Here is an 18,807-nt window from a genome sequence, read left to right on the forward strand (position 1 = left end):
GCTTTCACGCTGGGATATATTTTTTATTATTTTGGCATAAGAACGCGCCGCTAACAACTGTTTTTTAAAAAAACTTTACTCTGAATGATACGTTTTATTGGAGAAGGGGGTGAATAATTATACGTCTATGGGAGTAATTACAAGGCAAAACAAGGGTTCTTGGCTATATTTATGCGGGTAATTCCCGAATTTGAACGCTTTCGCACAGTTTGTGCTAAAGTTAAATCTCCCGGCTCAGGGCATACTGTGTTACAATGACTTTGCAGCAACTTGTAAGGAGATGACAATCAATATGAGCGAACAGGTGAATGAGCAGGAATTGGTGGCGGTGTTGTCTGCCAAGACTAAAGTCGATCCCGGACTAATCCGGCTGGTGCTGAAGCATGAACAGACCTTTATTAATAAAGCCCAAGCTAATGCTAAGGGTGAGGTAGACATCGATAATGATGATCTAGTGGATTATATCACAGCCCAGCGTGATGTGAAGCTGGACGAGCTGACTGTGGAGACGATTCTCGATGCCGAGATGGATTATCTGATGGACAAGGGACTCGCTGGATACATCGATTAAGCTTCAATTTTGTTGATGTATTGCGGGTACCTGAATATTGTCTTCTGTTTCTATGAATTAAGCAAGCATAAGTCGTGCACTTATGCTTGCTTAATTTTAGAAGTGTGACGGGTATTGTCCAAGAACAGCCTGCCCCTGATGGAGGGGCGGGCTGTTACCTGTTGTCCGAGTGCGCCAGGATACTCGGTTATTGGATGCTGAATTTGAATTTCTCCCAGCCGTCAATGCTTGTACGATTGGCTATCAGTGGGCTATTGCCGTAGTTATCAGCCGTCACGTACCTGTTGTTGGCATTCGATAGCAACGAGAAAGTGCCATCCCCGTTGTCAATCCATTTGAACTGCTCCCAGCCCTGAACGGTGTCTCTGCTGGCAATGAGACTGTCAGCGCCGCCGTTTTCTGCTGTCACATATTTGTTGTTCGCCAGTGCTCTCAAGGAGATGAAGCCGCCCCCAGCATCGGCCACCAGGAATCTCTCCCATGTGCCGACCGTCGCCCGGTTGGCAATCAGGGGACTGGCACCTGCATTATCCGCTGATACATACAGATTGTTGGCCATCGATTGGAGTGCGATGGTGGAACCGATTGGCACGCTGCCGCCACTACCGCCTCCGCCACGGGTCCAGATGTACGTACCTACAGTCTTAGCGGGAAGGGTTCCGAGAAGCTGCTGACCTTCAGAGAGAATTTTGAAGCTCTTGGCGGAACTGGTCTGGTTAATGACGACTGTCACGATGCTGTTGTCAGGATTCAGGAAAGCGACATTGGTGACTGTCGCGGCAGAGCCATAGTTGCTGTCGATCCGCTTGGCTCCTGGCTTCACGAATTTGGCGTACTGACCGATAAAATTCACCTCTGGCGCTACCCAGTACGTATTGCGGTTCGACGTGCTCTGGATTAGCATGGTCGGTCCTGGCGTTCCTGTCCACTTCTCGGGCTGAATATTCTGGTCTAGCATTGTGACCCAGTTGGTGTAGGAACCGGACCAATTGCGGAAATATTGTGCCATCCTGTCGGCTCCTCCCGTGCCCCACAAGGCACGTTCGGTCATTTGCATGGATTTACTCGGATAGGTGTTGCGCACCGCTGTCATAGCCGTAGGATCGCCGGAGTAGTCATGGAAAGCGACCCCTTCAATAGCAGCATTCGCTGCCGCATTGTCCAGAACACCGGGAAGATGAGTCCAGACCTCGCCGAAGTTATGATCGTACGCCCATAGCTTGGTGGAGATGTTGTAGGTGTCTAGCTGGGACTTCAAGGCAATCGCCAGTTCTCGTTCATTGCTGGAGGTCAGCAGCATGCTGGGATAATCAGGCGCGGCATACAACGGTTCATTCTGCAGGGTCATAGCGTAGATGGGGATGCCGCGGCTTTGGTATTCCTGAATGGCGCGGCGGTAGTAGACCGCCAGATCATTTGTATTTTCCCGTTTTAAATAGCCGCCAATCAGGCTATTGTTAGTCTTCATCCAGGCTGGTGCGGTCCAGGAGCTGGCGAAGATTTTGACCGGATTGCCGGTCTCGTTCCCGATAGCGATGGCGCGCTGCACGGTAGAGATGATGTTATAGTCAATATCCTTCTGGATGGAGAAGCTGCCTCTGGTATCCTCATAAGTGTAGAAATTCCGGCTCGTAAAATCAGAGGTACCGAAAGTGATCCGGAAAAGGTTCATGCCAGCTCCGTTCACGGGATCAATCAATCTGCGCAGTACCTCATCCCGCTTGGTTGTGGACATCAGGGACAGGTTATAGATCGTAGACTCCTCCAGCGACGTGCCGAATCCCAGCATATTTTGATACTGGACATCTGGATTTACGGTGATGGCTGTGGCAGTGGAGCTTGTGGGATTGGTGAGGGGAATATCGGCCTGCTTGCTTGTAGCGTACTGAATTCCGGCAGCAGCGGCGGCGGGATTATTGTACCAGATGCCGCTACCCGGCGAACCTGTGGATGACTCGGAGCTGAAATAGACCTGTGCGGCTCCTGGTGCGGCCTGAGCGGAAGGGGTCTGGAACGGTATAGCGAAAGAGGTGAACAGTACAGCTGCAGCTAACATTAGCTTAGAGAGCGGCCTGGGCCGGGCGTGCTTCTGTCTACGCTTGCGGGAGTGCTGAATCATTGAAATTCCTCCTTTTCAACTATATTTGATAACGCTTACATTATAATAGGAAGCTTGTCAGAAAAAATATGTGTTAAAATTTAGAAAATAGTCCTCATTTTTTAAGAAATTAAATAAAAAGGGCAATTCTTGGCGTCTGAATGACGCGAAGAACTGCCCTTTTTTTTAGTATAAATTAATGTACAGCTGCCATTGTTGAAGCGGAGGAGGACTCCGGACGATCCGGTTCCAGCAGCGCATGTTTTTCCCAAGCCCGGCTCTTCCAGCGGAAGTACATGATAACCGCTCGTAACCATTCATCTGCTGCTGTGGCAATCCACACACCGGCAAGACCAAGGTGAAGCTTGAACACCAGCACATAACCGAGCGGCAAGCTCATGCAGACCATGGAGATCAGACCCATGTAGACAGGAAACTTGGCATCACCAGAAGCGCGCAGGGAGTTAATGATAACTAGATTGGTTGTACGACCCGTCTCCAGGAAGAAGCTCAGCAGGATAACCTGGGCACCCATAATAATGATGTTCTCATTATTGGTGAACAGTCCAAACAGCGGCACCCGGAACACAATAACGATAACGTCAATGATAACGGTGACGAGCATGGCCCATTTTACACTGGAGAATACACGTTTATACGCTTCTTCCTTACGTCCTGCACCCACCAGATGGCCCACGATAATGGAGGTACCCATGGATACAGCTACACTGAACAGATAGATGTAGTTAGAGATGTTGAGTGCATACTGACGGGTAGCCATGGCTTCCGCGCCCAGGTACGTAATATAGAGCGTAAATACAAGCTGACAAGCTTGATAGATAATCGATTCAAAAGCGGATGGGATACCAATCTTGAGAATTTGCATCACATAGTTTTTGGTCAGGTGGGTATAGTATCTCCACTTAACCCGCACTTCCATAATTCTGTAGAGCAGCCAGAAGAATAAAGCCAGACAGATCAGACGGCTCGCAACCGTCGAGATAGCGGCACCTTCCACGCCCAGCGCAGGGAGACCGAAATGTCCGTAAATCAGCAGATAGTTGCCAATTACGTGAAAAATGTTCATCAGCAGGGAAATTACCATCGTCTGCTTGGTGAAACCATGTGTACGGATCGTGGCAGCAAGTCCGTTGATCAAGGCTTGAAAGAAGATCAGCCCGCCAACAATATTCATATAGGACAGCGCATAATCGAAAATATCGCCCTGAACATTAAGGGCATGTAACATAGGACGGCCTAGTCCGAACAGTAACACACTCAAGATCAGCCCTACAATCAGATTGAGGGTAATGGCATTCCCGGTCACCTCTGCGGCTTCCCGTGGTTTTTTGGAACCGAGGTACTGGGAGACGACGATAGATGCGCCGTTCCCGATTACGCTGAGAACCAGAATGGCAATGGCGATAATCTGATTGGCTGCGCCTACCCCGGATACGGCATCATCTGAGACGGAGCTGATCATAAAGGTATCGACACTACCCATGAGCATGAACAGGAAGAGTTCCAGAAAGATCGGCCAAGTCAGCTTCATTAGATTAAATTGTTGATGATTTTTGTTTTCCATGATGCACCTTCTTATTATTTATATACTTATATAGTGTAGGCTCACACTCTATATAGTTTTTTTATCCTCCAAACAAAGTGTAATATTAGCACAGCTTTTCTGAAAATGCAGCATCTTTTCTCCGAAATATTCAGAAAATTGCTTGGGTAATCTGGGCAAAATAACCTTGGGTGAATTCATCCACCATAAATACAGGTGTTTATGTGGAGAGAACAGTGGAAGCGAATCTTGTTTGCGTGGATTAATTGAGTGATTATGCGTGGATTAATTGAGTGATTAGAGGGTATTAAAAAAGCCGGGCAGAGGATTTATCCCTCTGCCCGGCTTTTGCTATTATGCTTTTTGCTCGAATAGCTGGGCTATTTCTACAATGACTTGAACCGCCTTCACCATGTTATCGGCGGAAACGTACTCGAACTTCCCGTGGAAGTTCTCTCCCCCGGCAAAGATATTGGGGGTTGGCAGCCCCATATAGGAGAGCTGCGAGCCGTCGGTCCCACCACGGATCGGGCGAATGATCGGCTTGATGCCGAGGTTCACCATCGCCTCGTGTGCGATATCGACGATCTGACGCACGGGCTCAATTTTCTCACGCATATTGTAATACTGATCCTTGATCTCCAGAATCACGTTCTCATTACCGTAGGTGGCCTTGAACTCGTCCACAATCGCTGTCAGATGAGCCTTACGTGCCTCAAACTGGCTGCGGTCAAAGTCACGGATAATGTAGTTCAGCTTGCTCTGCTCGGCCGATCCCTGAATGGAGATCAGGTGGTAGAAGCCTTCGTAACCCTCTGTGAGCTCGGGAGCTTCCTCCTCCGGCAGTCTAAGATGGAGCGCCATGGCGATTTTGGAAGAGTGAATCATTTTCCCCTTCGCCGTTCCGGGATGGACGTTTACGCCGTTCACAGTGATTTTGGCTGCGGCTGCGTTGAAGCTCTCGTACTCCAGCTCCCCTAGCGGTCCGCCGTCCATCGTGTAAGCATAAGAAGCGTTAAAAGCCGCCACATCGAATTTATGTGGTCCGCGACCGATTTCCTCATCCGGGGTAAAGGCCACCCTGATCTTACCGTGCTTAATCTCTGGGTGCTGCAGCAGATAATTCATGGCCGTCATAATCTCGGCAATTCCCGCCTTGTCGTCTGCGCCCAGCAGCGTCGTTCCATCTGTGGTGATTAGCGTATGTCCCTTGTATTCAGCCAGCTCAGGGAAACTCTGCGTGGACAAGACCACATTAAGATCTTTGTTCAGAACAATATCGCCACCGTCATAATTCTCTACGATCTGTGGTTTTACATTTGCTCCGGTAAAATCCGTTGCTGTGTCCAAGTGGGCCAAAAAGCCGATGGTCGGCACTTCCTTGTCCGTATTGGACGGCAGCGTAGCCATCACATAGCCATGCTCGTCCACCGTCACTTCCTGCATGCCAAGCTCTTTCAGCTCTCCGACCAGCTTATGGGCCAGCTCAAACTGCCCTGGTGTGGAAGGACAGGTATCATTGTCTTCATTAGACTGTGTATCTATTACTGCATATGAAATAAAGCGTGTCATCACTTCTTGCTTCAATTTGTCTCAGCTCCTCAACACAACATTTTCAAATCCTCTCTCTTTATAGTATCACGTTCCATCGCTGGTCTCATCCTCAGGCCATCTTTCAAAATGAACCGAGTGGTTCTTTCCCCACTAGCCTCGCAGTGAGCAGATACCGGTCAGGCGCCGAACCGACGAAAGAGAATGGATAACATGTAATCAGCGTGAGAACAGGCTCTGCACTCGATTTGATCGCTCCGCGTTCGTCCTTGTCCACAATTACACTTCCTGTAATTTCGTACGTGAATTTTCCACTTGCGGTCTCCACCTCGATGGGATCATGGATTGCCAGCTCCCCGAGATTGCGGAATACAGTGTCACGATGTCCAGCCAGCACGCTATTGCCGTCCATACCTATAGCTGCACTTCCTGCGTAGTGCCCGGCTCCTTTTTTCAGCTGCGGGCTGTCCGTCCCCTCCAAGATAGCTACTTTTTTATTCAAGGTGGGGAAAAAAATCTCCCCGATCACTTCGCCCTCCGTATAGGATGGCTTGGAGCCGGGGTCTGTCGCAGGGACATTAATCATCCCTTCCGGCAGGGGCTGTTCTTCAATATGGGAGGGATTTACAGCTTCCTCCCTCTTTTTCTCCCAGGCTTGCAGGGCTTGCCTGGCCTCTATAGGGGCTTTAACCACCTGCACGACAGCATACAGCAGCACAGACAAAGAGAGTATGAGGATCAGCTTCACGGCAATGACGGCACCGGAACGCTTCTTCTTCATACTCTCTCCTCCAGACTTAGGGAAATTCAGTTTACCCCTTCGATCTCAATCTGCGCAAAATGATGACACTGATCACAGCGACAGCCAAGCTGATGAGAATCAGATTATACCAAGGCTCCGCGGTATCCGGGAGCTTATCACCGGCATCCGGAGCCGCCAGCGGCAGCTTATCGTCGGTCAAGGTGACATCTTTACCTGGTGACGATGTCGGTGATGGTGCTGGTTTAGCTGTACTACCAGCAGTGGTGCCTGCACCTGGTGAAGCCGATGGAGCAGTTCCGCCACTGTGATCACCGCCACCCAGTGGGACCGAATCGTCGGTGATGATAATGTCGCGTGGCACTGGTGTTGCCGTTGGCGTTGGAGCGACCGACGGTCCAGGCGTTACAATGAAGCCTGGTATACCCGGGGAAGCCGTAGCCGTAGGTCCGGATGTAGGCTCACTAGTAGCCGGAGCTGTCGGCTGAGTACTAGGTCCAGCCGATGGTCCAGGTGAGGCCGTAGCGGACGGAGTCGGGCTAGGACCAGTAGACGGCTCAGGCGAAGCAGAAGCTGTTGGCTCAGGACTAGGCTCTGACGATGGTCCAGGTGAGGCCGTAGCAGACGGAGTCGGGCTAGGACCAGTGGACGGCACCGGCGAAGCAGAAGCAGTCGGCTCAGGACTAGGCTCCGCAGATGGTCCAGGTGTTGCCGTAGCGGACGGAGTCGGGCTAGGACCAGTGGACGGCACCGGCGAAGCAGAAGCAGTCGGCTCAGGACTAGGCTCTGACGATGGTCCAGGTGTTGCCGTAGCGGACGGAGTCGGGCTAGGTTCGGTAGACGGCACCGGCGAAGCAGAAGCAGTCGGCTCAGGGCTAGGCTCCGCAGATGGTCCAGGTGTTGCCGTAGCGGACGGAGTCGGGCTAGGACCGGTAGACGGCACCGGCGAAGCAGAAGCAGTCGGCTCAGGGCTAGGCTCTGCAGACGGTCCAGGTGAGGCCGTAGCAGACGGAGTCGGGCTAGGTTCGGTAGACGGCTTAGGCGAAGGTGTTGGCGTCGCTGTGCCCGAAGCCGTGAATTCGAACGCTACCGTAGTCTTTTTCCCTTGGTATTCGTTACCGGCCTCCCATGGGAACGTGACATCCATGATGATGGCTTCCTGCCCGCCTCCGGCGAGCGATCCTACCGCTACTCTTCCGGCGGCTTCGCTCATCACCCCGGAATAGAGGATTACTCCCTCTTTTTGCAGGGTCATTTGCAGTATTTTATACAGTTCAACGTCCCCGGACTTGAATTTAAAGTCTACATAATAATCGAAACCCTCATTACCCTCATTAATAATCGTGTAGTCGGAGCGCATCTGATCGCCAGGCTTCATATTGTTCATTGTTGCTGTGCTCGTCGTATGCGAGTTTACTTTAAGTTTAATGGTGTCCTGTGCGCTTGCCCCACCCGCATGCCAGATGACACCTGCCAGAATAATCAGGGCATACGCAGCTATAAAGGCCGAGCGATATTTCTTAATCACAGTCTTCGCTCCTCTCACTTGGGGCCCTTTGCCATGTGCATAGACAAACTATGTCGGTACCCGCCAAAATACGCTGTTGATTTACACATATATCCTCATACTTTGTCGAAAAGTAGTTCTTTTAAGAACTACTATAAAAACGAAGTCAACCGTTCTCTACAGTCTGTAATCGTTAGAGGCACAGAGAAGAGGATATAATGAACACAATTGTTCGTTATAGCGAATAACTAAAGTATAATCAAAATGCGATATAAAGAAAAATGACCAATTTCAAGTGTTATACCTGAAATCGGTCATTTTCTAATCATTATATGATTTTATTGAGTGATTCCTCTTGTTATCTCTTTATTTTTAGAGATTACACCAGATAAGGTGTATTTTATTGCGAACAGTTTCACCTGAAGATATTAGCTCTCCTTGATGGCTTCGGCCACCAGCTCATAGGAATGCAGTCGTGCAGCATGGTCATAGATCTGAGAAGCAATGATCCATTCATCCGCATCTGTTTCTTCGAGAATTTGTTGTAGTCTTTCCTTAATGGCAGACTTGTCTCCGGCAATGGCATATTTCCCTTTGTCGAGAAGTATAGCTTTCTCGTGCGGAGTCCAGAGCTCATCCATGCTGTCAACCGGTGGCTGAAGCATCCCGGTACGTCCGCGGATCAGATTCAGGAATTGCTGCTGCTGGGAAGTAGCAAGCCGCTTGGCTTCCTTCACGGTATCTGCTGCCGTAATCCCGAGACCGACCATAACATGCGGTTTCTCCAACACTTCAGACGGACGGAAGCTGGTGCGATACAGATGCAATGCAGGCAGCAGATATTCTGGTGCAAAATGGCTGGCGAAGGCGAATGGCAGACCTAGCTGACCAGCAAGTCTGGCGCTAAAACCACTGGAGCCCAGCAGCCAGATCGGAATGTTCTGACCTTCGCCAGGAACGGCGCGCACGCCTGCTGGGCGGAACTCCGCGCCATTCGGGTCAAAGTAAGCCCGCAGCTCGCTAAGCTGCTCGGGAAAATCACTTCCGTCGCTGCCGAGTCCTCGGCGTAGCGCACGGGAAGCAGGCTGATCCGAGCCAGGAGCCCGGCCAAGGCCCAGATCAATACGGCCTGGATATAAGGATTCCAATGTACCGAATTGCTCGGCAATGGTGAGAGGCGCATGGTTGGGCAGCATAATGCCGCCAGAACCAACGCGGATCGTCTTGGTTCCTGCTGCCACATGGCTGATCACAAGCGATGTTGCGGAACTGGCAATACCGGGCATATTATGATGCTCGGCCAGCCAGTAGCGGTGATAGCCCCAATCTTCGGCATGGCGAGCCAGGTCGAGTGAATTATTAAAAGAATCGCGTGCCGAACCGCCCTCCACAATCGGAGCCAGATCGAGCACAGAGATACGAACGTCCTGAAGTTTTTTCAAGTATAATCCCTCCCATACTATTGATAACAGTATTTGCAATGCTGTGCGGAGATACACAGGACATTATACCATGATTAATTATAATTTACACACTTCAAGTAAGTTAATTGCTTTTTGAAATTCCGGATTCTCTATAGAGGATCTGCTAGGCAACATATTTTTGAAAGCGCATAACAAAATCTCTTGTCAATTTCAAACAGCCTTGCTATAATCCCCTTGAAAAGGTTTTCTAAAAAGGAAGTATCTATAATGAAGCCAACAATCAGAGATGTGGCCAGGATGGCCGAAGTATCCATCAGTACCGTATCCAGAGTGATGAATTCCCCTGATTCGGTGGTGGAGAGCAAGCGTAAGCGGGTCATGGAAGCAGTGCAGAAGCTGCAGTACCAGCCGAACGCTTTTGCACGTGGTCTGATTTACAAGAAATCCTTCACGCTAGGGCTGTTAATACCGGATATCGAGAACCTCTATTTCGCAGGAATTATCCGGGGCATGCAGGATGCATGTATTAAGCTAGGCTACAGTCTGATGATCTGCAACACAGACCGTGACAAGGAACGCTTGTTGTCCTACATCGATAACTTCCATGAGAAGCAGGTGGACGGCATCGTGTTCGCCAGTGACGTTCTTTACCCCGAGTATTACGACAAGCTTGTTGGTTGCCGTATTCCTTTTGTACTCTTATCCTCCCACACCTACGACTATGAAATTCCTTCTATTGAGGTTGATGACGAAGCGGCTGCCTATGATGCGGTAAAATTCCTGATTGAGCTTGGCCACAAGGAAATCGGTATGATCGGCTTTAACCATGACAATTCCATCGCTGGTCCACCACGTTATGAAGGGTTCATCAGGGCCTTGACGGAATGTGGTCTTGAACAGAATATCGGCAAAATCAGATACGCCAATCATCGTTTTGAGCATGCTTATGAGGCTGCACATGAGTTGTTCACGGCATATCCGGAGCTAACCGCCGTCTTCTGCGTAGCTGATGAATTTGCGATGGGTACGATCTCCTATCTTAAAGACCGGAATATTCATGTCCCAGGCCAGGTATCCGTTGTCGGCTTTGATAACCTTAGAATGTCTAGTATGTTCATTCCGAAATTGACCACCATCGCACAGCCAATCTATGAACTTGGATATCGTGCCGCTGAGAAGCTGCATGAGCTGCTTGTGACCGGTTCGGTTGCTATTCTGCGGGAAAGAATGGATCACAGACTGATCGTAAGGGAATCTTCAAGGGAAAAATGAGTGGCAGCATTCTTTTTCCATCTATTTTGAAAAGCTTTTCACTAAAATAACCATAACTTCATGCATCGTATTCTCTTCTCCTATCCCACCATGAATTACACCCAATCCAACTTTAGAGTTTACCTATAAAAATAAAACTGCAAGCGCATTCATTATAAAATAACACTTAAATGTAAGCGCTATTATAATGACTGCTGTTTAATCCGACTATTTAAGTACGGCAATATCCATATTTTGAAAACCTTTGCAAAGGGGGTGATCCAGGAAAGCTGGTAGCGTCGGGCTACCTGGCGTGATTAACAGCAGAAACTTCTCTAAACCACTAAAAGGGGATGTATGCAAAGATGAAAAAATCTTCAACACGCAAAGTAACTCTGCCACTTGTACTCTGCTTGTCCTTCGCTATGATGCTAAGCGCATGTGGCGGCGGCAACAGCAATAACGGAACAGCACCGACAGATCCTCCAGCAAAAGCCAACAATCAGACGAACAATACTCCGGATTCAACAAATTCAGGTACGGACACCGTAGCGGGATCACCGCTGGATTTAGCGATGAAAGGTGAATATAAAGGGACCAAGGTCACTATGTTCGGACCGTTCGTAGATGCCGACCAGGTGAAATTCGAGAACAGCATCAAGGAGTTTGAAGAGAAGACCGGCATTGATATTCAATACGAGGGCTCCAAAGAATTCGAAGCGACGATCAACATCCGGGTAGACGGAGGCAACGCGCCTGATATCGCTGATTTCCCGCAGCCGGGGCTACTAGCCGCCATCGCCAAAACCGGGAAGGTCGTTGATCTGACAGATGTGCTGGATCAGGAGAAGATGAAGTCCAACTACAACAAGAGCTGGCTGGATATGTCCACGATGGACGGCAAAGACGGCAAAATTATGGCTGGTGTCTGGAGCCGCAGCAACGTGAAGAGCCTGGTGTGGTATCCGAAGAAGCAATTTGATGAAGCCGGCTACAAGATCCCTGAGACCTGGGATGAGATGATGGCTCTTACGGAGCAGATCGCCAAGGACGGGGACCCTGCTTGGACCATCGGTATCGAGAGCGGTGCGGCTACTGGCTGGGCAGCTACAGACTGGGTGGAGGATATCATGCTCCGTACCACTTCTCCAGAGAACTATGACAAATGGGTCAAAGGCGAGCTACCGTTCACTTCTCCTGAGGTAAAGCATGCTGTGGAAGTGATGTCGAAGATCTGGATGAATAAAGACTATGTCTACGGTGGCACGAAGTCGATTGTAACCACAGCGTTTGGTGATGCGCCAAAACCGATGTTCGACAATCCGCCAAAAGCCTGGTTCCACCGTCAAGGAAATTTTATCACCAGCTTCTTCCCTGAAACTGCCAAGGTGGATGTCGATTACGACTGGTTCTACCTGCCGCCAATTGATCCTCAATACGGCAAGCCGGTGCTTGTAGCTGGCGACATTTATGCGATGTTCAACGATCGTCCGGAAGTCCGGGCCGTAATGGAGTTCTTCACAACAGGTGAATCGGTCAAGAGCTGGGTTCAATCTGGCGGGATGATTGCTCCGATGAATGATGCTTCCCTGGATTGGTACAGCTCCGAATCCGATAGACGTATGGCGAAGCTAGTTCAGGACGCATCAACTCTGCGCTTCGATGGATCTGACCTCATGCCGGGCAAGGTGGGTGCAGGGACCTTCTGGAAGGGCATGACCGATTATGTAAGCGGGACGGCTACCCTGGATCAAGCACTGGAGCAAATCCAGTCGGGATGGAACAACTAAACGGAATACGTAAACACAGGACTGTATGACAACAAGAAGAGAGGCGGGCCACAGCAACCGTAAGCTGCCTCTCTTTTTCTTGCTTGCAAAGAGAGTTTTGCTCGGCAGAACTTATAGGAGGAAGCTAACATGGGTGCACAAGCAAAGCAACGAATCAGTGTATCGGCGGTGTTGTTATCCCTCGGTGTATTGCTTGCTAATATCGTTGTGAATGGACTGATTTTTCTATTTTTCCGGGATTCAACGCTGAATCCGCTGGTGACCGCCGTTCTTGCCGTGCTTTGGGGCGTGCTGGGCGTCTATCTGATTTACTATACACTGACCTGGGCAGTTGAGCGATACCCCGCCCATATTCGCAGGAGAGTGCTCCCCTATGTTTTCATAGGACCAGCGGTGCTGATATTGGGTTGGCTGCTGGTGCTGCCTGCATTGCGGACACTGTACTTGAGCTTCTTCAATGCTTCTTCGGAGAAATTCGTTGGACTGAGCAACTATACGGCGATTTTTAATGACCGTCTGCTGGCGACGGCACTGCGTAACAATCTGCTCTGGGTGTTCGTGGGAACACTGGCATGTGTAGCCTTGGGGCTACTCATTGCTATTCTTGCCGACCGCAGCAGCTATGAGAAAATCGCCAAAGCGATTATTTTTATGCCCATGGCGATATCTTTTGTGGCCGCAGGTGTCATTTGGAAGTTTGTGTACTACTATCAGCCAGGTGATGAACAAATTGGGTTGTTGAATGCAATTGTGACTTATTTTGGCGGTGAGCCGCAGGCCTGGACTAGTATGATTCAGCCGTGGAACAATTTCTTCCTCATCATCATTCTGATCTGGATGCAGACAGGGTTTGCCATGGTCATTTTTTCGGCAGCGATCAAGGGGGTTCCTGAAGATATTCTGGAGGCGGCAAGAGTGGACGGTGCGGGTGAGATCAAAATTTTCTTCAGCATCATGATTCCCTACATCTCAACCACGATCCTGACGGTTACGACAACCATTATCGTCTTTACTTTGAAAATATTTGACGTCGTCATGGTGATGACGGGAGGTCAATACGATACAGAAGTGGTAGCCACACAATTCTACAGACAGTTTTTCATGTACCGGAATTTCGGTTACGGCTCGACGTTGGCGATTGTTCTGCTGATAGCAGTCTTACCGGTGATCTTCATTAATCTGCGTCAGTTCCGCAAGCAAGGGGGATTCTAATGGTCGGTAACAAGAAGAGAAAAGGTAGCAAAACAGCTGTTAACATCGTGCTGGGCATTATCTGCTTCATCTGGCTGCTGCCGACACTGGGCCTTTTCATTTCCTCCTTCAGGCCGGCGGCGGATATTTTGCAGACCGGCTGGTGGAAGGTGTTCCCTCATCAGACCTGGACGGCAGGGGAAAGCATTCAACTCTCCAAGGATGTGGATCTGCGCCAGCCAATAGAGGTCAAGGGCAAGACCTATACGGATGACCAGTTAAAAGCGGGGGTAACGGTAGACGGCAATCGCCTAATGTGGGAGAACCGCCGGGCACGTACCCTGAACATCCAGGAGCAAGGCTGGAAGACCACGCCAGATCTGACACTCGAGAACTATAAGAATGTGCTGTCCGGTAAGGAATACAAGCTGAAGGAAGCCGATGGCAGTGAAAAGGTGCAAAAAGGCTCTGGTCTGTCACAGGCGTTTTGGAATACGCTCACGATTGCCGTGCCGGCCACAGTGATTCCGGTGCTGATTGCCTCCTTTGCCGCGTACGCTTTCGCCTGGCTGCGGTTCCCGGGGCGCAAGACGCTGTTCGTCACCATTATTGCCATGCTGGTGATCCCGATTCAAGTAGCACTTATTCCAGTGCTGAAGGATTACACTGCGCTTGGTCTGAACGGGAGCTACCTGGGCATCTGGCTGGCGCATACTGCGTTTGGACTGCCGCTGGTGACTTACTTTATGTACAACTTTATTAGCCAGCTGCCTAAGGACCTGTTTGAGTCAGCCTTTATAGACGGGGCTAGTCATTTTACGATTTTCAGCAGACTGATTCTGCCATTGTCCGTTCCGGCTCTGGCTTCAATCGGCATCTTCCAGTTCCTGTGGGTGTGGAATGATTATCTGGTGTCGCTGATCTTTATCGGCAGCCAACCATCCGTGCAGGTCATGTCCATGAAGATCGCCGACCTTGTCGGCTCGCGCGGCAACGATTGGCATCTGCTTACTTCGGCCGCATTCATCTCTATGCTGATGCCACTGGCGATCTTCTTCCTGCTACAAAAATATTTTGTCAGAGGTCTCATGGGTGGATCGGTAAAAGGGTAAGCACTGCGATAAGATAACGCTATGAGAGAATGAAAAAAGGCCCTCGTCCTGCTTCCTACGATGGAAGCGTGACGGGGGCCTTGTGAGTTTTAAAGGAAATCAATATCCGGGAATATTTGTTTCAGGTGGTGCACTATATGATTCAGATAGTCTTCTACCAGCCACTGTAGGGTGACGTTGTCCCCGTTAGGTAACTTACAGGACAACGATAACTGAGCGGGCTTCAGATCCGAGATTACCCGTAATATAGATTGATTCAAGCTAATCCAGAGACTCAGCACCTCTTCTACGGAGGCCTGGTTGTAACGCTGCGCATCTACCCAATGATTTTGTTCATAGGCAAAAACCACCAGGGGCTGTGGCTCGTACGAAATCCGGATGAACCTCGATACATTATTGATAGCTGAATCGCACAGATGTCCTAGAATCTGCAGCCGGGACCATTTGCCAGGTGCTAGTGGTTCTAACGCCTCGGCATGGGTGAGACTTCGAAAGGTCTGCGGCACTTCTTGCAGCAGCACCTGTATACATGGAACAGCGTTCAAAGTCATCGTTGTGACCTCCTTATTCATGTAGCGGTCTCACCATAGCGAATCCGCTGTTATGTAGTGGCGCCTTCCTCCAGCTCTACCGGCAGGATATGCTCGGAGGCGACAGCCTTGCCTTGCATTTGCTCGATAATCAGTTCGACCGCGCGTTTGCTAATCTCTTCAATCGGTTGGCGGATAGTGGAGATCAGCGGCGTTTGCAGCTTCCGCTGGGCTATGCCGTCATAGCCGATGATGCGGACATCCTCCGGAACCCGTCTACCACTGTTCTGGCAAGCCTTGAGGGCATACGCCGCCAGAATATCGCTGCTGGCAAAAATTCCGTCGATATCCGGGTGTTCCAAGAATAGTCGCTCCAGCAAAGCATCGTATTCCTCCAGTTTATAGCCATTAACATCTGTGTGCAGCGAGGTATGCCATATCCCGCGTTGCTCCGCAACGTCCCGAAAAGCGACATATCTCTGGTGGGACAACAGATTAAGGTGCGGATGTACGCCAATGTGGGCCAGTTTCCGGCAGCCTTTGTCAGCCAGTAAGCTCGTTGCCAGTACTCCCCCCCGGTAGTTATCGGAACAGACGTAAGGGATCTCTGGTGATATCTGCCGGTCAAAGGTGACCAGCGGCAGATGAATCTGGCGGTAAGCCTCCACTTCTAGCGTATGGCTCCCCATAATAATGCCATCCACACGGCTGGAGCGCAGCATGTCGATATATTCGAACTCCTTGAGTTTGTCCAATTGAGAGTTGCAGAGCAGAAGCTTATACCCATTCCGGTAGGCATGTTCTTCAATATGGCTTGTCAATTCACCGAAAAACGGGTGCGAGACAAAGGGAATAATGAGGCCAATAATGTTAGACTTGGAGCGGCTTAATGAACGGGCCAATTCATTGGGCCGATAGTTCAGCTCCTCCATGGTATCATAGACCTTTTTCTTCAGTTCTTCACTGAGATAACCTCTGTTGTTCAGCACTCTGGATACGGTTGTCACTGAAACACCAGCCTTCAGTGCCACATCTTTAATTGTCGGCATTTCATTGATCTCCTGATTCCATTATATATTTGTTAATACTAACTTGGAGGGGGCTTTGTGTCTATAATCGTAAGGCCTTCCTGACTATTCATAACAACTATTCAGTGCTATTGTCTGAGCCAATCTCACTATATAGTCCAGCTATTATCCCTAAGCATCAGATTCTGTTTTCACTTCGGTAAGGTCACTAATCAGAAATTCTCTAAGTCGCTCGATGAAAATGCCCGTGGCATGACTGATGAATCGGTCACTCCGGTAGATTAGTCTCAATTCACGTTGTGGAGGATGATTAATAATCGGAATGGAGCAGAAGCTGCGGTCCTCCAGATGATTGAGCAGACTGGCAGGCTGGATCGTGCCTCCAATCCCCGCTTTGACCAGTTGGAGTACAGAGGTAGCTGATCCGGTCTCCATGAGGGGCGTGATCTCCAGCCCTGCTTCCCGGAAGCAATCCTCCACCAGCTCCCGACCAAGCAAGCCTCGCGGATACATGACCAGAGGAAGATCAGGCAGCTCGGATAATTCAATAGATTTGCGGTCAGCATAGGGATGATCTTTGCGAATGATCAACTGGTACAGCTCGATGCCTAGATCCTCTTCGACCAGCATAGGGTCTCGCGGGCCTTTGAGGCTGATCCCGATATCCAGCTTGTTATCCAGCACCTCTTGCCGAATCAGAGTGGTGGCGTATACCTGTAGTCGTATATTGGGAAACTCCTGGTGAAATTGTACGAGGAGCGGTGTAAGGCGATAATCGAGGTCAGAGGGAAGCAGACCCAGCCGGATTGTTCCACGGCTGTCGGAACGAAGCTCGTTGATGGCATTTTTGGCGTTCTGCTCATCCTGGATCATCCGGGAGGCATAGGCTTTGAGCAGAACCCCGGCTTCCGTAAGTGCGATTTTTTTACCAATACGGTCAAAAAGGGGCATATTTAATTCACCTTCCAGCACCCGAATCTGCTGGCTTAAGGTTGGCTGACTGATGCCGAGCTGTTCTGCAGCCCTGGTGAAATGCAGTTCTTCGCATAACGCAAGAAAATAATGCAGATGTCGTGTCTCCATGCTCTGCTCCTTACCAATCATAGTTATTTTCTATGATAATAATACAAACAATAGTATTGAACAATTCTTATGCAGGGTCGTATACTCAGGAAGCAGAAATGATACTACTTTGAACAGGAGATGATCCACATGCCAATCGTGCTTTTACTGGCCGCGTTGTTTCTGGCCTCTTTAAATATGCGCCCGGTCATTACGTCTGTGGCTCCGCTGCTGAGCAATATCCAGGGTGATCTCGGGATGAGCGGGTTATCTGCTAGTCTGCTGACCACGTTACCTGTATTATGTATGGGCGTCTTTGCTCCTCTTGCTGTTAAGATCAGTCGCAAAATCGGTATGGAGCGAGCCATTCTGTACTCCATGATCCTGATTGGTGCGGCTACAGCCGCCCGGGCAGTAACGAGCTCCTCCGGGATCCTGATTCTGACAGCGTTCCTGTCAGGCATCGGGATCGGGATTGCCGGACCGCTCTTGTCAGGTTTTATTAAAGCTCATTTTCCCAGCGGTTCCGCGCTGGTCAGCGTCTACTCCGCCTCGCTGGTGTTCGGAGCTTCACTGGCGGCAGGATTATCAGTCCCTCTGTATACCTTACTGGGCGAATCATGGCAGAAATCATTGGCCATATGGGCAGTCCTGGCGATTGCCGCCATTCTTGTCTGGTGGAAGGTCGCCTCGAAGCCTGTGCCGGTTAATAACAACGCCGATTTTACGCTGCCGCTGACTAATAAACGAGCTTGGCTGTTAACCGTATTCTTCGGAATGATGGCCAGTATCTTCTATTCGTTGACGGCCTGGCTGGCCCCGATTGTATCATCCATGGGGTATACCAGACATGAGGCGGGTAATCTGCTAACCCTGTTTACTTTAATTCAGATCCCGGTCAGTATTATCATTCCGATTATGGTAGCTAAATATAAACGGCGCACCTTCTGGCTGGTGCTGTGCAGCTTGTTCGAACTGGTTGGGATCATTACGCTAATCAGTGCAGTATCGCCATTCCTGAGTGCAATCCTGCTCGGGATTGGAGCAGGGGGCTTGTTCCCACTAGCGCTGATGCTGCCGATTATTGAGGCACAGCGGCCTGAGGAAGTCAGTTCCTGGTCAGCCATGAACCAGGGCGGTGGTTATATTCTAGGTGCTGCGGGTCCGCTTCTGATCGGTCGGATTTATGACTGGACGGGTGAGTTCCGGTTGGCCTTGATGGGGCTTATGGTCGTGATTGTTCTAATGATTGGTGTCCAATTATGGATTGGTAGAGGATCAAGAACCCCAGTTGCAGCAGTGACGGGAGAGCCAAAGCCGACGCGTCCTTGAATAAATTGAAAAACAGCAAGTCCCGAAATCAGGGAC

Annotated in this window: 15 protein-coding genes; 6 read left to right on the forward strand and 9 right to left on the reverse strand. The window is 49.9% G+C overall.

The features are described from left to right. Positions 1–292 precede the first annotated feature (292 nt). Positions 293–571 (forward strand): hypothetical protein, encoded by a 279-nt coding sequence (locus AC3Y23_RS11715; protein ID WP_379198940.1) that lies wholly within the window; start codon positions 293–295, stop codon positions 569–571. Between the two features lie 187 nt (positions 572–758). Here AC3Y23_RS11715 and AC3Y23_RS11720 read toward each other — a convergent pair whose 3' ends face one another. The 6 genes from AC3Y23_RS11720 to AC3Y23_RS11745 all read right to left on the reverse strand — a co-directional run bounded on the left by AC3Y23_RS11720 (position 759) and on the right by AC3Y23_RS11745 (position 9,493). Beyond that, a complete protein-coding gene (locus tag AC3Y23_RS11720) occupies positions 759–2,690 on the reverse strand; it encodes a glycoside hydrolase family 30 beta sandwich domain-containing protein (protein WP_379198942.1) in 1,932 nt (643 codons plus the stop codon). Between the two features lie 175 nt (positions 2,691–2,865). Beyond that, positions 2,866–4,254, reverse strand: a complete 1,389-nt coding sequence (locus AC3Y23_RS11725) for an MATE family efflux transporter (RefSeq protein WP_379198944.1) — start codon at positions 4,252–4,254, stop codon at positions 2,866–2,868. Between the two features lie 333 nt (positions 4,255–4,587). Beyond that, on the reverse strand, positions 4,588–5,820 hold the full coding sequence (gene pepT / locus AC3Y23_RS11730; protein ID WP_379198946.1) for a peptidase T: 1,233 nt from the start codon (positions 5,818–5,820) through the stop codon (positions 4,588–4,590). Between the two features lie 88 nt (positions 5,821–5,908). Then, positions 5,909–6,565 (reverse strand): sortase, encoded by a 657-nt coding sequence (locus AC3Y23_RS11735; RefSeq protein WP_379198948.1) that lies wholly within the window; start codon positions 6,563–6,565, stop codon positions 5,909–5,911. A gap of 31 nt (positions 6,566–6,596) precedes the next feature. Beyond that, positions 6,597–8,072 (reverse strand): hypothetical protein, encoded by a 1,476-nt coding sequence (locus AC3Y23_RS11740; RefSeq protein WP_379198950.1) that lies wholly within the window; start codon positions 8,070–8,072, stop codon positions 6,597–6,599. A 407-nt stretch (positions 8,073–8,479) separates the two neighbouring features. Continuing rightward, a complete protein-coding gene (locus tag AC3Y23_RS11745) occupies positions 8,480–9,493 on the reverse strand; it encodes an LLM class flavin-dependent oxidoreductase (RefSeq protein ID WP_379198952.1) in 1,014 nt (337 codons plus the stop codon). A gap of 249 nt (positions 9,494–9,742) precedes the next feature. Between AC3Y23_RS11745 and AC3Y23_RS11750 the strand changes: the two genes are divergently transcribed. The 4 genes from AC3Y23_RS11750 (at position 9,743) to AC3Y23_RS11765 (ending at position 14,819) form a co-directional block, all read left to right on the forward strand. Continuing rightward, positions 9,743–10,747: a LacI family DNA-binding transcriptional regulator gene (locus AC3Y23_RS11750; protein ID WP_379198954.1), complete on the forward strand. Its 1,005-nt coding sequence runs from the start codon at positions 9,743–9,745 to the stop codon at positions 10,745–10,747. A 344-nt stretch (positions 10,748–11,091) separates the two neighbouring features. Further along, complete coding sequence (locus AC3Y23_RS11755) at positions 11,092–12,516, forward strand: ABC transporter substrate-binding protein (RefSeq protein ID WP_379198956.1); 1,425 nt, start codon at positions 11,092–11,094, stop codon at positions 12,514–12,516. Positions 12,517–12,645: 129 nt separating this feature from the next. Further along, the gene (locus tag AC3Y23_RS11760; protein ID WP_379198958.1) at positions 12,646–13,728 is read left to right on the forward strand and encodes a carbohydrate ABC transporter permease; all 1,083 of its coding nucleotides are present in this window, start codon (positions 12,646–12,648) and stop codon (positions 13,726–13,728) included. After that, positions 13,728–14,819: a carbohydrate ABC transporter permease gene (locus tag AC3Y23_RS11765; protein WP_379198960.1), complete on the forward strand. Its 1,092-nt coding sequence runs from the start codon at positions 13,728–13,730 to the stop codon at positions 14,817–14,819. Before AC3Y23_RS11760 ends, AC3Y23_RS11765 begins: the two co-directional genes overlap by 1 nt. A gap of 89 nt (positions 14,820–14,908) precedes the next feature. Here AC3Y23_RS11765 and AC3Y23_RS11770 read toward each other — a convergent pair whose 3' ends face one another. From AC3Y23_RS11770 to AC3Y23_RS11780, 3 genes are all read right to left on the reverse strand, one after another. Beyond that, a complete protein-coding gene (locus tag AC3Y23_RS11770; RefSeq protein ID WP_379198962.1) occupies positions 14,909–15,370 on the reverse strand; it encodes a DinB family protein in 462 nt (153 codons plus the stop codon). A 50-nt stretch (positions 15,371–15,420) separates the two neighbouring features. Then, complete coding sequence (locus tag AC3Y23_RS11775; RefSeq protein WP_379198964.1) at positions 15,421–16,398, reverse strand: LacI family DNA-binding transcriptional regulator; 978 nt, start codon at positions 16,396–16,398, stop codon at positions 15,421–15,423. Between the two features lie 150 nt (positions 16,399–16,548). Next, complete coding sequence (locus AC3Y23_RS11780; RefSeq protein WP_379198966.1) at positions 16,549–17,460, reverse strand: LysR substrate-binding domain-containing protein; 912 nt, start codon at positions 17,458–17,460, stop codon at positions 16,549–16,551. A gap of 129 nt (positions 17,461–17,589) precedes the next feature. Here AC3Y23_RS11780 and AC3Y23_RS11785 point away from each other — a divergent pair, with 129 nt between their 5' ends. After that, positions 17,590–18,771 (forward strand): MFS transporter, encoded by a 1,182-nt coding sequence (locus AC3Y23_RS11785; protein WP_379198968.1) that lies wholly within the window; start codon positions 17,590–17,592, stop codon positions 18,769–18,771. Positions 18,772–18,807 lie beyond the last annotated feature (36 nt).

Source organism: Paenibacillus sp. MAHUQ-45 (assembly GCF_058133325.1).

Excerpts from the sequence above, each read along its gene's own strand:
- AC3Y23_RS11715 (WP_379198940.1), top strand. The coding sequence starts at position 293 with ATGAGCGAACAGGTGAATGAGCAGGAATTGGTGGCGGTGTTGTCTGCC.
- AC3Y23_RS11720 (WP_379198942.1), bottom strand. The coding sequence starts at position 2,690 with ATGATTCAGCACTCCCGCAAGCGTAGACAGAAGCACGCCCGGCCCAGG.
- AC3Y23_RS11725 (WP_379198944.1), bottom strand. The coding sequence starts at position 4,254 with ATGGAAAACAAAAATCATCAACAATTTAATCTAATGAAGCTGACTTGG.
- AC3Y23_RS11735 (WP_379198948.1), bottom strand. The coding sequence starts at position 6,565 with ATGAAGAAGAAGCGTTCCGGTGCCGTCATTGCCGTGAAGCTGATCCTC.
- AC3Y23_RS11750 (WP_379198954.1), top strand. The coding sequence starts at position 9,743 with ATGAAGCCAACAATCAGAGATGTGGCCAGGATGGCCGAAGTATCCATC.
- AC3Y23_RS11755 (WP_379198956.1), top strand. The coding sequence starts at position 11,092 with ATGAAAAAATCTTCAACACGCAAAGTAACTCTGCCACTTGTACTCTGC.
- AC3Y23_RS11760 (WP_379198958.1), top strand. The coding sequence starts at position 12,646 with ATGGGTGCACAAGCAAAGCAACGAATCAGTGTATCGGCGGTGTTGTTA.
- AC3Y23_RS11765 (WP_379198960.1), top strand. The coding sequence starts at position 13,728 with ATGGTCGGTAACAAGAAGAGAAAAGGTAGCAAAACAGCTGTTAACATC.
- AC3Y23_RS11770 (WP_379198962.1), bottom strand. The coding sequence starts at position 15,370 with ATGACTTTGAACGCTGTTCCATGTATACAGGTGCTGCTGCAAGAAGTG.
- AC3Y23_RS11775 (WP_379198964.1), bottom strand. The coding sequence starts at position 16,398 with ATGCCGACAATTAAAGATGTGGCACTGAAGGCTGGTGTTTCAGTGACA.
- AC3Y23_RS11780 (WP_379198966.1), bottom strand. The coding sequence starts at position 17,460 with ATGGAGACACGACATCTGCATTATTTTCTTGCGTTATGCGAAGAACTG.
- AC3Y23_RS11785 (WP_379198968.1), top strand. The coding sequence starts at position 17,590 with ATGCCAATCGTGCTTTTACTGGCCGCGTTGTTTCTGGCCTCTTTAAAT.